Genomic DNA, 11728 nt, shown 5'->3' with positions numbered 1-11728 from the left:
GGCAAAAGAGCGGGCGTCTGCGACTAAAAAAAAAAAAAAAACGGATAGAGCTAAAAACCTTATCATCAAATCACCTAAATTCTAAAACCATTAGTCCAAGAAAAAACTTGAGAAATTTGCCTAGAAACGGCTCTCTGAGTGTAGCACAAATCTAATTAAATTATATCCCAATGTTTGGGATTTATGGCCATTTAATCAATTTTCCTACCAAACTTCCATAAAATTAACCCTTTAAAACCTTTTAGCGTTTTAATAAAACAGCCAAAAAGCCAAAGTCTTTAGTATTGCTAAAAGTTTGTAAGCTTAAGCCAAACAAATTAAGAGGCTTACTAAAAGTTTTGTGTTGTAGTGGGGGGGTATAAACTCTAAAGAGGAAAATCTATTGTTAGTAGCGGTTTGATAATCAAAACCCCCTAGCTTTGAATGCGGGGATATACTGACTCTTGAGGGTTAAAACAGGTGGGTAATAACTACTCTTGTTGTAATTTTTTAGCTAGATCGATCACTTGTTGTATTTGGGCACTACTAAGCCTACCCTCATGCACAAAGCGCACTTTACCCTCTTTATCTAGTACAACAATCAAACTTTCTTGTTTTTTTAACCCCCAAGCTTTTTGCACCACCCCCTCATTATCCATAACCACCTGACTATCTGGGTGCTCTTTTTTAGCCTTTTTGGTTTCTCCTCGCACAAAAAGACCCGTTCCCATTGTGGCATCATCTACATTGATGATATTAGTCGTTTGGTATTTACTTGCATCAAAATGCTGCGCTACGATTTTATCCATTAAAGGCTGGTTTTCTGCCTTGACACTTTTGCGTCCGGCTATATGCTGGAGAATACGCACCTTCCCGGGCAAACTTTGACTACTCCAAGCCTTGTAAGCAATATCACCCTTGTTTAAAACAAGCTCCCCTTTATCTTGTACCACCACGCTTGCTAAGGGTTTGTTTAAAACAATGTTTGTCCCATGTACCATGCCCAATGTCAATAGCAAACTTCCAAATATTTTTTTCAACACGCACCTCATAAAAGTTTGAAGCCATGTTATCATAGATATTTAAACTCTTTTTAAATATTAAAAACTTAAGTAGAAATTGATAGAGGATTTTAACAGTACTACAAAATACCCCTTGAGAGTAAAGTTTACAGGTGCTTTTGGCAATGATGTAGTATAAAGAGTGATGATGAAAATTTTAGTCCGTTTGCCTAATTGGCTAGGTGATGGCGTGATGGCTACACCTCTTATACAAACCCTCAAGGCCACTTTTAAAAACGCAACTTGTGTTCTTGTTGGTCCTAGTAGTGTGTGTGCGCTTTTTGAGCGAGATTTGCACAATGTCTTAATCATTGATAAAACCAAGAGTGCTAAATGCCGCATGTGGGCTACTTATAAACTAGCTAGGCATATTGGCCCTTGTGATATAGGTTTAGCGCTAACTAATAATTTATATGCGGCCCTTTTGCTTTACTTTAGCCAAACCCCCATTCGAATCGGGTATGCTAAAAATTGCCGCTCTTTTCTTTTAACCCATGCTTTAAAACCCCATAAAGGCCACCAAGTAGAGCGCTATTATCATTTATTATCCCCCCTAATGGCTTTAAATAATCCCCCACCTCTTAACTTAAAGGCCACTCCTCTTACATTATCCCCTTTACAAAAACACATTGGGATTAGTCCGGGAGCTGCCTTTGGGAGTGCTAAACGCTGGAGTACAAATTATTTTGCAACCCTGATTCAAGCTTTATTAAATCAAGGGCATGCGATCTATCTTTTAGGTTCTCAAGACGACAAAATGGTTATCCAAGAAATTTTAGATCAAATCCCCCCCCATGCCAATCTTTATAATCTATGCGGGCAAACCACTATCCCTGTTTTAATAGATACCATCGCCTCCCTTGATCTCTTAATTTGTAATGATAGCGGTCCTATGCACATCGCTACCGCTACACAAACCCCATTGATCGCTCTTTTTGGGCCTACAGATTTGCATGAAACAGGCCCTTATAAGCCCTTAAAAGCACAATTACTCTTTAAAAATCTCCCCTGTGCGCCTTGTAAAAAACGCACCTGTCCGCTTAAAACAGGCCCTATTAAACCCCATGCCTGTATGGATACAATTAAGCCTGAAGAAGTGATTAAAATCGCCACACACTTATTAGAAACTAAAGAGTCTGTAGAGCTGTAAGAATGGTTTGTAACACAGATACATCGTCTTTACTAGGGGCTTGCAAAGGTTTTTGTTTCTCTTTAAAACAAAGGGTGATATTTTGCCCATATTGCAAAATTTTATGGATTTTAAGCTGGTTAGCTAAAATTTTAATCCGGATAATTTGTAAAAACTGCGTGGTCATTAAATCTAGCGCTCCAAAACGCGCGTTGATTTCATTTTCAATTGCCGCCACACTGGTTAAATCAAGGCATAAAGAAAGCCGTCTATAAAGTTCTAAACGCAAACTATCGCTACGGATTAAATCCGGGCTTAAAAAGCCACTGACTTGGAGTTTTAAATCCACGCTAAAGCGTTCCTGTATCTCTCCACTCTCTTGAGAAATAGCCTCTTCTAACATTTTGGTGTATAACTTATAACCAATGCCTTTAATATGCCCGCTCTGATTTGCCCCTAAAAAATTCCCCCCGCCTCTAATTTCTAAATCATGCATGGCAATACTAGCCCCGCTACCTAAATAAGAATTTTTTTCTAAGGCTAAAAGTCTTTTGCTGGCTTGTTCTGCTAGTGTGTTTTTATCCTCTACTAGGTAGTAACAAAACCCTTCTTTATTCCCCCGCCCTACGCGCCCTCTTAATTGGTGCAAATCAGCCAAACCAAAGCGATCGGCTTGTTCTATGATAATGGTGTTAGCATTGGGTAAATGAATTCCTGACTCTACAATAGAAGTACATAAAAGCACTTCAAAATGCCCCTGTGCAAAATTAAGCATGATCTGTTCTACTTCTTTTGCCGGAGTTTTAGAGTGTAAAATTTCTACACGCAAATTAGGGAGCAATTCTAAAAGTTTTTGTTTGATTTTAGGCATGCTTTCAATGTGATTATGGACATAAAAAACCTGTCCCTTGCGGCGTAATTCTCTTAAAATAATCTCTTTGAGTAGGGGGTTTGTTTTTTCCTTCACAAAGGTACGGCTAGGTTTTCTATTAGCCGGAGGGGTTGTTAAAGTGCTCACTCCCTTAATTTTAGAAAGAGCCATGCTAAGCGTTCTTGGAATAGGGGTAGCTGACATGCTCAAAGAATGCACTTGGTGGCTTAAAATTTTAATTGCCTCTTTTTGCTTCACTCCAAATTTATGCTCCTCATCAACCACCACTAACCCTAAGTCTTTAAATTTAGCCCTTAAAAGCGCATGTGTACCCACCACTACAGAAATATGCCCCTCTTTGATCCCCTCTAAAACCTCCTTTTTATCCTTGCTAAAGCGATCTAGCTTGGCTACTTTAAGATTGAAGGGTTCTAAGCGTGCTTGCAGGGTGTTAAAGTGCTGGGCGCATAAAAGCGTGGTGGGCACAAACATAGCGCTTTGCTTGCCGCTTAAAAAGATAGCATAAATGGCATGCATGGCCACCTCAGTTTTACCAAACCCCACATCGCCATTGAGCAATCTATCCATCACGCGCCCTTGAGCTAGATCTTCTAAAATGGCTGTAATGCTGCTTTCTTGATCGGGGGTTAAGCTAAAACCACAGGCTTGTTTAAAAGCCTTGAGTTTAGCGCTATCTGCATTGATTTTCTCCCCCTCTAATAAATAGCGTTTAGCGGCTAAATTAATGATTTGTGAGGCCATTTCTAAGATTTCAGCATGGACTTTAGCCTTGAGTTTGATAAAACTACTTTTACCTAATTTATCCAAAACAGGGGAGTTATTAGCAATGTAGCGCTCCACTAGGTGTAAATTTTCTACAGGCAATAACAGCATGTCTTCATTTTGATACTCTAAAGCGATAAAATCGCGTATGCTGCCAAAAATACTTTGTTGGACAAGACCCTTAAAAAGCCCCACTCCATAATTTTCATGCACGACAAAATCCCCCGGGCTTAGCTCATCTAAGATAAGTTTAGGGCGTAAAAGTGGGTGTTTTTGTGGGTAGGAGTGCAAAGAGAAAAAAATCACATCTGGGGTACTAAAATGGAGCACACAATCAGAAACAACACTTTTAAAGGGGGCGCTTAGATGATGTGTAGGGATTAAGTCTATATTTTTAGCAAGCAAAGTAACACGTTTATGGGCGTTGAGTTGTAAAAATGTGTCTAATTGGTTTAAATGAATCTGAATATCTTGGCAATTAGGAGGGGTTTGTAGCACCGGTAAACTGAGGGCATGTTTTAGATTATCAGCAGGGTTAAAATCAAAAATTTCTTTTGCCTCTAAATGGGCTTTTTGGCTTAAGGTGGCGCTATAGTGCTGTAAAAAATCAATCCCAAAATCCTCTAAAACCCAAAACCCAAGCGATCCAATATCCTTAATCAATGCGCTACTTTCTAGTTTTTCTATCCTTGTTTGTAAAAGAGCGTGGTTTTCTTGGCTTAAACTAAAGAGTGCGGGCGTGATCTCTAAAAATTCTAAAAGTTTAGAATCGCTTAGCTGGGTAATTGGATCAAAGGTGCGGATATCTTCACAATCTTGTCCTAAAAAGCTAATGCGGTGTGGTTTAGTTTGACCGGGGATAAAAATATCTACAATATCGCCCCTAAAACTTGCCTCACCGGGTAATTCAATGATGTCTACAAAATCATAACCATAATAATAAAATCTTTCTTTTAACTCTGCTAAAGAATAACTTTCTAAGCACTCTATTTTAAAACTTTGGAGTAATAAGGGTTTGGGCAAAGGGTGTAAAAGCGCGCTTAAGGGAGCGATAAGACGGGTTTGTGGGTTTGTTTCTTTAGATTGGTAAAAACAACCCAATACACTTAAAAGCTCTTTAAGTTCTGTGTTAAAAGCGCGCATATCATCAAGGTAATAAACTCTTAATTCTGGCAACACAAAAACAGGAATGTGGGGTTTAAAAAAGCGCCACACCTGCAAAGCTTCTTGAGCCTGTTTATTATCTGCAACCACTAAAATTGTACTATTAAAAGAAGAAAGAGCAAAATAAAGGCTAGATTGCATTAGGTTTTAGGATTTTTATTTTCTTCTAAAGCTCTGATCACTTCATTTCTAGGGCGACTCTCCCCGGCTAAGATTCCCTTCCGTTCAATGATTAATTCTGAACTCACAATTTTACCATCCACATACCCTAAAGGCATGATTTCAATCACATCAGCCTGTGCATTCCCGTTAAATTTACCACTCACCACTAATCTTGCCGCAAAAATATCTCCCATAACCACACCATTTTTGCCAATCACAACGGTGGATTCAGAATGCACAATGCCTTCTAATTCGCCATCAATATGTAGATGGCAATCAATATTTACTTCTCCTTTGAATTTAGTGCCTTGGGCGATGATGGTGGCTGATCCGTTAGTAGGTTGTTTATGATCGTTAGTAAAGATTGCCATGCAATATTCCTTTCTTTGGTAAAAATATAATCAAAGTCTCTCATATTCCAAGTAATAAAAAACATAGGATTAATCGGCTTATCCATGAAACGCACTTCATAGTGTAAGTGCGGTCCAGTGCTCATGCCACTACTGCCACTATAAGCAAGAAGTTGGCCTTTTTTGACAAATTCGCCATTTTTAACCACGATTTTTTTAAGATGCGCATAATAAGTTTGGAAACCAAAGGGGTGGTAAAGTTTAACAAGCCTCCCATAACCCCCATTCCACCCGCTATTAGCCAAACCCACCACCCCATTAGCGGTTGCATAAACAGGCGTATTAATTGGCGTACTTAAATCCACGCCTGTATGGTTAAATAAGCGGTGTAAAATGGGGTGAAAACGCTTAGCAAAGGGGCTAGAAATCCGCCGATAGGATTCAAGTGGGTTGTCATTGGGGATAAAACGCATGATAAAAGTTTTTTGAGCCCCTGTAATGCTAGCCACATCTAAACGCTGGCTTAAGGGAGCATCGCTAGTATCCTCCCCTTCAATCCCTACTGAATCTTCTAAATCACTGATGCGATCGCCTGCTAGTAATAATTCTTCTAAATAACCTTGAACTTTCTGGCTTAAATAGGCATGGGCTTGTGAACTCTTAAAATATTCTGCACTGAGTTTTTTAGTCTGGGCTTTGGTGGTTTTGATTTCTATATCAAAAGCATAAAGCGCGATGCCTAAAAACATGAACACGGCAAGCACAAATAAGAGAATGTAGTACATGATTTGTTTGTAGACAATGTGTACATTAATAGACTTACTCCCATCTTTGTAAGTCAACATTAAAATGAGGCGTTTATTCAGCCACACCTATAACCCCTAAATGTTCTGTAGTTTGGCGTTTTTCACGGATATGAGCCATGTCTTTAATGCTATAGAAAAGATTTTTCCAGCTGACAGAATCGTCTTTAAAAATTAAATCAAAGTGAGCCATGTCCCAATCCATGTATTTTGGCATGTCTACAATACGGCCTAAAAAACGGATTTCATAATGCAAGTTAGCGCTACTATAACCAAGTAATTCTCCTTTTTGTACAAATGCATGCCTTTTAATCACAATGCTATTAAGGCGCGCATAGATCGAACTAAACCCAAAGGCATGTTCTAATCGTATTAATTTGCCATAGCCTTGATAATTTCTAATCAGCACCACATCTACCACTCCGCTAGCTGTTGCATACACCGGTGTATCTGGCGTTGTATTAAAATTATACCCATGGTAGGGGCCTAAAGATCTTTTATTAGGGGAGTTGATCAAAGTTTTAGTGCTATAGGTTTTAATAGGTTCTCCATTAGGGATAAGGGCTAAAGCTAGGGTTTTATTAGGGATAGAGAGTTGTTTTAAATCCACACTACTATAGGCATCATCGCCTTGACTCTTTTTAACCTGTACAAGATTTTCAAAATCTTTAATTTTACGGCTAACTAAGGCAATTTCTTGGGTTTTTTGCGAAATCTCAAGCTTGAGCGTGTGATTTTTAGTATATAGATTTTTATAATTGGTCTCTAAAATACCTTTTTCTAAAGTCATTTTGCTAATCTTTTCAACCAAGTAGCCTAAAAACCACCCTCCGGCTAATAATAACCCTATTGCTAGCATGGCTATTACAAGTACATGCCGTTTTACATGCCTAGAAAGCCTGAGTTGTTTAGACCCATTTTCATCAATAATTGTTAAGACAAATTTATCTGGCACACAAACCCCTACTACCCTCAAAATGCCCCTGATACTTTTGATAGCCCTCTATAAATGTACGCACAACACTAAAAGATCCAGCCACCACAAACAAACCAGAAAAGGGGTCAAAAGTATCCCAGCTAAAGGGAGCAAAGGGTATGTGCAATTGCTCTAAAAACCCCTCCAAAACCCCCCTATCTATCATCTGTGTATCTAATACTTCTAAAATCCACACCCGTTTAATACGAGATTTAAGGCTTTTTAAAACCCCATAAGCGTCTTTTCTTTGATAGCTATTATACACCAAATCCACTCTTTGATCGGCTAGGGCTTTAGCCAGAGCCTTAGCCCCAGCTACATTGTGCGCCACATCTAAGATAATAGAGGGTGTCAAAAACTCAAAACGACCCGGTAAATCTAAGGGTTTAAGTGCGAGAAGAGAAGAATTAATATTTAAGATTTCTAAAGCACTAAGAGCTGTTTGTAAATTATCAACCAAAAAAGGGGGGTAGTGGTGTTTGTGGGCATAGGCTTGTATGGCTAAAGAGGGGGGAGGCACTAAAGTTAATTGTAAAGAATATTGATTTGCTATTTGCTTGGCTAATTTTAAAAAGGGGCGGTTTTGGTGGGCTAATAAAATGGGTGTGTGTGGTTCTAGATTAATCATAGCTCTTAGTTTAGTGGTCGCAATTTCTTTTAGAGTGTGGCCTAATCTTTCAGTGTGATCTAGACTAATGGGTGTATAAATCAAAGCGATTCGTTTATTTAAAACACTGGTACTATCAAATTCGCCGCCCAAACCCGCCTCAGCTACTAAATAATCACAATCTTGGGCTAGTACAATGGCTAAAAGAGTGGCGTATTCAAAGTAACTCATGGGTTCTAAGGGCATGGTTTGTAAAGTTTGGTGTGCTTTTTCTAAAGTAGTCTCTGTGATGATTCTACCTTGCGTGTAAAAGCGCTCTTTAAAATCTAATAGATGAGGGGAGGTGAAGTGTAAAACTTTAAAACCAGCCTGTTCTAATCCCAGAGTTAAAAAACGCCCTGTACTGCCCTTCCCATTTGTGCCAATGATTTGGATTTTAGGCACTTGATCCTGACAATACGCGTTAAAAGTGGCGTAGATACGCTCAAAACGCTTAGGATCAAAGGGTGCGTACTCCTGTGCTTTAGAGGCTAGATAGTCTATTAAATTCATTTATTGAGTTTACCTTCATAGGCAATTTGGGAGACAAACTGGGTAAGAGTTTGTTCTAGGGCTTGGGAGATTGCATAAATGCGGTTATGGTAAGTGATGAGGGGGTCTTGTAATGAAACAGCGTAGTTATAATAGCCGCTATCATGGAAGGTTTTTACAGTGCCCATTTTATTATTGTAAGTGTAATCCACATACACGGTAGCGCGGTAGAAGGTGGTAAAACCCTCTTGATTTTGGCTAATAGAGGTATCTGCTACCCGCGTGATTTCAATGGTAATAATGGAATCGGCTTGTTTCTCGCTAGTTAGGGTATTTTGGAAACGCTGCACGATGACGCGATTAAGCATGTCTTTAAAAGCCACAGAGTTTTTAGGGTTGGGCAAATTCACCACCAAGCGCACATATATACCTTTGCCTAAAACTTTATCTGAAAGGGCGGCAATGGGCTTATAACCACAACCTGTTAATAAAACCAAGACAAAAAGCGCGCTAATGGCCTTCATTGCACGACAAAATTCACTAATTTATGGGGTACAACAACTTCTTTAATCACGCGTTTTTGATCCAGCCATTTAGCCACGCTAATTCTAGCCTCTTTTAAAAGCGCTTCTTGATTTAAATCTTTTAAGATCACAATTTGCCCTCTTTTTTTACCATTAATCGTAACAGCCATTGTAATTTGATCTTCTTCTAATGCGCGTGGATCTACATGGAGGGTTTTAAAATTACTCAAATTAAAAAGCCGTTTAGAAATTTCATGGCAGACATGGGGAATAAGAGGCTCTAACACATGGGTTAAAATATAATACCCTTCTGTCCATAAGGCGCTATTTGTGGTTTTTTCTAGGGCGTTGAGTGCTTCCATGCAAAAAGCAAGCAAAGTATTAAAAGGATAATGTGGCTGGACTTTATCAAAAATATCATGGCATTTTTGTAAAGCTAAGTGAATCTTTTTGCGCGCTTCTTTTTCTGCATCGCTTAGATTATTTACATCTAAAAAGGGGAGTTGCTTACAAGCCTTTGCTAAAAATGACTTTTCATAAAATCGTTTTAAAAAACGCGCTGCGCCTTCTAGGGCTTGATCATTCCATTCTAATTCTTTATTAGGCGGTGCGACAAAATGGATATAAGCCCTAGCAATATCTGCCCCGTATTTTTCTAAAATCTCTTGAGGCGTAACTACATTACCCTTAGATTTACTCATTTTAGCGCCATTTTTAAGCACCATGCCTTGAGTGGTGAGAGCCTGAAAGGGTTCATTGATATGAAGATAACCCAAATCTCTAAGAGCCTTAGTAAAAAAGCGCGCATAAAGCAAATGCAAAATGGCATGTTCGATTCCGCCAATATATTCATCTACTTCCATCCAATAATCTAGCGCGTCTAAATCAAAGGCTTGTTTATCCCAAAGTTTAGGCGGGGTGGTGTAGCGCAAAAAGTACCAACTAGATTGGAAAAAGGTATCCATTGTATCGGTTTCTCGGCGCGCCTCTTGCCCGCATTTAGGGCAAAGACAATGTTTAAAACTTTTATGTTTATCTAAAGGATTGCCCTCGCCATCAAATACCACATCTTCAGGTAATAAAATAGGCAAATTTTCTATTTTCTCACACACTAAGCCGCAATTTGAACAATGCACCATAGGAATAAGCGCTCCCCAGTAGCGCTGGCGTGAAATACCCCAATCTTGCAAGCGATAATTAATAACGCGCTTTCCTAATCCTTTTTGCTCAAAAAGCGCGCTAAGCTTTTCTTTAGCCTCTGTGGTGTTAAGCCCGTTATATTCCCCGCTATTTTTTAAAATACCCACCGGACAAGGTGCTACTTCTCCTACAATGAGTTCTTTAATAGGGATATTAAAAAGGGTTGCAAAGGCATGATCTCTAAGATCACATCCGGGTACTCCCATTAACGCCCCGCTCCCATAATTATCTAATACAAAATTAGCCATATAAACAGGAATAGATTCATGAGTTAAGGGGTGTAAAACAGATAGCGGCAATTTAACCCCTCTTTTTTCTAAGGAACGCGTACGCATATTGGTATTTTGAATGCTTAAAATCTCTTCTTTGGCCTCTATGCTTAGTAAATCTGTTTCTAGTAGAGCTTGGACTAATGCATGCCCAGGGGAGAGTGCTATAAAAGTTACCCCAAAGATCGTATCAATACGGGTTGTAAAGACCTCAATTTGTGTTAAATCTGATCTGTTTAAACGCGCTACACTCTCAGCCTCTAATGCAAAGCTAAAAACTAAGCCCTCTGATTTACCAATCCATTGTTCTTGCATGCTTAAAACTTGTGTAGGCCAAGAGCCCTTTAAATTCTTAAGTTCTGCTAAAAGTTCCTCAGCATACTTTGTAATTCTAAGGTAGTATTGTGGCATTTGCTTTTGTATTACAGCAGAGCCACAACGCCAGCATTTCCCATCAATAACTTGTTCATTGGCTAAAACCGTGTGATCAAGAGGACACCAATTAAGCCACGCCTCTTTTTGATACACCAAACCTTTAGAAAACATCTCTATAAAAAATTGCTGTTCAATTTTGGTGTAATTAGGATCGCAAGTGGCAAATTCGCGAGTCTTACTAAAAGAAAACCCTAGCGCTTTAAATTCCTCTTGCATGTTGGCTATATTTTTCTCTGTCCAGATTTTGGGGTGGATTTGGTGTTTGATAGCCGCATTTTCTGCGGGCATACCAAAGGCATCAAAGGCCATAGGATGTAGTACATTATAACCCACTTGGCGGTAGTAACGCGCTAAAGCATCCCCGATTGCATAATTGCGCACATGCCCCATGTGCACCTCTCCGCTAGGGTAGGGCATCATGCTTAAAATGTATTTTTTGGGTTTAGAAAAATCAGAACTAGGTTCAAATGCCAAATCATTAGCCCAAATTTCTTGCCATTTTTTTTCAATGATTTTAGGAGTATAAGTTTGCATTAGTATTCCACATCTGTATTTTTAATGCTATCAATGATGAGCAATATCAAACAAAAAACATTGCTAACAAGCGCCCCAATCATAAGAGTGTAGGCGAGGATGAGATTATTTAAAATTTGTAAAAATACAAAGGCTGGCATGAGATGAAATAGCGCCACCAAAGACCCCCCCATTAATTCTGAAGCAAATTGTTTTTGTACCCCGATCTTAAGAGTAGTAACAATGAGGTTAAGCGCCATAGCCACAAAGAGAATCACCACATTAGGTTCGTAAAGAAAACCCGCAATGGAAGTGGTACTAAGCAAACTAAAGACCGTGAAAATAACCCGACCCCAATCCATGGCTATCCT

At 39.1% G+C, this 11728-nt stretch carries 10 protein-coding genes; 1 reads left to right on the top strand and 9 read right to left on the bottom strand.

The annotated features are described in order from the left end of the window. Positions 1 to 470: 470 nt before the first annotated feature. Positions 471 to 1022 (bottom strand): YtfJ family protein, encoded by a 552-nt coding sequence (locus G6Q06_RS05775; protein ID WP_240329272.1) that lies wholly within the window; start codon positions 1020 to 1022, stop codon positions 471 to 473. 163 nt (positions 1023 to 1185) lie between these two features. Between G6Q06_RS05775 and waaF the strand changes: the two genes are divergently transcribed. Further along, positions 1186 to 2190, top strand: a complete 1005-nt coding sequence (gene waaF / locus G6Q06_RS05770) for a lipopolysaccharide heptosyltransferase II (protein ID WP_163565991.1) — start codon at positions 1186 to 1188, stop codon at positions 2188 to 2190. Here waaF and mfd read toward each other — a convergent pair. Genes mfd through G6Q06_RS05730 form a run of 8 tightly spaced genes read right to left on the bottom strand, consistent with a single transcriptional unit; the run spans position 2168 to position 11719 of the window. Beyond that, complete coding sequence (mfd, locus tag G6Q06_RS05765) at positions 2168 to 5128, bottom strand: transcription-repair coupling factor (RefSeq protein ID WP_163565990.1); 2961 nt, start codon at positions 5126 to 5128, stop codon at positions 2168 to 2170. The two genes, waaF and mfd, sit on opposite strands and share 23 nt — an antisense overlap. Then, positions 5128 to 5520, bottom strand: a complete 393-nt coding sequence (locus tag G6Q06_RS05760; protein ID WP_163533889.1) for a bactofilin family protein — start codon at positions 5518 to 5520, stop codon at positions 5128 to 5130. The genes mfd and G6Q06_RS05760 overlap by 1 nt, the downstream gene beginning before the upstream one ends. Next, the gene (locus G6Q06_RS05755) at positions 5433 to 6371 is read right to left on the bottom strand and encodes a M23 family metallopeptidase (RefSeq protein WP_163565989.1); all 939 of its coding nucleotides are present in this window, start codon (positions 6369 to 6371) and stop codon (positions 5433 to 5435) included. The genes G6Q06_RS05760 and G6Q06_RS05755 overlap by 88 nt, the downstream gene beginning before the upstream one ends. Continuing rightward, positions 6358 to 7257: a M23 family metallopeptidase gene (locus tag G6Q06_RS05750; protein WP_205426748.1), complete on the bottom strand. Its 900-nt coding sequence runs from the start codon at positions 7255 to 7257 to the stop codon at positions 6358 to 6360. The genes G6Q06_RS05755 and G6Q06_RS05750 overlap by 14 nt, the downstream gene beginning before the upstream one ends. Next, complete coding sequence (locus tag G6Q06_RS05745) at positions 7247 to 8437, bottom strand: bifunctional folylpolyglutamate synthase/dihydrofolate synthase (RefSeq protein ID WP_163565988.1); 1191 nt, start codon at positions 8435 to 8437, stop codon at positions 7247 to 7249. Before G6Q06_RS05745 ends, G6Q06_RS05750 begins: the two co-directional genes overlap by 11 nt. Continuing rightward, entirely contained in the window at positions 8434 to 8940 is a 507-nt protein-coding gene (gene lptE / locus G6Q06_RS05740; protein ID WP_163533886.1) for an LPS assembly lipoprotein LptE, read from the bottom strand. Before lptE ends, G6Q06_RS05745 begins: the two co-directional genes overlap by 4 nt. Beyond that, complete coding sequence (gene leuS / locus G6Q06_RS05735; RefSeq protein WP_205435935.1) at positions 8937 to 11378, bottom strand: leucine--tRNA ligase; 2442 nt, start codon at positions 11376 to 11378, stop codon at positions 8937 to 8939. Before leuS ends, lptE begins: the two co-directional genes overlap by 4 nt. Beyond that, positions 11378 to 11719 carry a DUF6394 family protein gene (locus G6Q06_RS05730; protein WP_064429935.1) on the bottom strand — a complete coding sequence of 114 codons (342 nt, stop codon included), beginning with the start codon at positions 11717 to 11719 and terminating at the stop codon, positions 11378 to 11380. The genes leuS and G6Q06_RS05730 overlap by 1 nt, the downstream gene beginning before the upstream one ends. Positions 11720 to 11728 lie beyond the last annotated feature (9 nt).

The sequence above is a fragment of the Helicobacter suis genome (assembly GCF_902196135.1).
Classification (GTDB): Bacteria; Campylobacterota; Campylobacteria; order Campylobacterales; family Helicobacteraceae; genus Helicobacter; species Helicobacter suis_A.
This window is presented reverse-complemented; position numbering and strand designations above follow the sequence as displayed.

Excerpts from the sequence above, each read along its gene's own strand:
- waaF (WP_163565991.1), top strand. The coding sequence starts at position 1,186 with ATGATGAAAATTTTAGTCCGTTTGCCTAATTGGCTAGGTGATGGCGTG.
- mfd (WP_163565990.1), bottom strand. The coding sequence starts at position 5,128 with ATGCAATCTAGCCTTTATTTTGCTCTTTCTTCTTTTAATAGTACAATT.
- G6Q06_RS05760 (WP_163533889.1), bottom strand. The coding sequence starts at position 5,520 with ATGGCAATCTTTACTAACGATCATAAACAACCTACTAACGGATCAGCC.
- G6Q06_RS05745 (WP_163565988.1), bottom strand. The coding sequence starts at position 8,437 with ATGAATTTAATAGACTATCTAGCCTCTAAAGCACAGGAGTACGCACCC.
- lptE (WP_163533886.1), bottom strand. The coding sequence starts at position 8,940 with ATGAAGGCCATTAGCGCGCTTTTTGTCTTGGTTTTATTAACAGGTTGT.
- leuS (WP_205435935.1), bottom strand. The coding sequence starts at position 11,378 with ATGCAAACTTATACTCCTAAAATCATTGAAAAAAAATGGCAAGAAATT.
- G6Q06_RS05730 (WP_064429935.1), bottom strand. The coding sequence starts at position 11,719 with ATGGATTGGGGTCGGGTTATTTTCACGGTCTTTAGTTTGCTTAGTACC.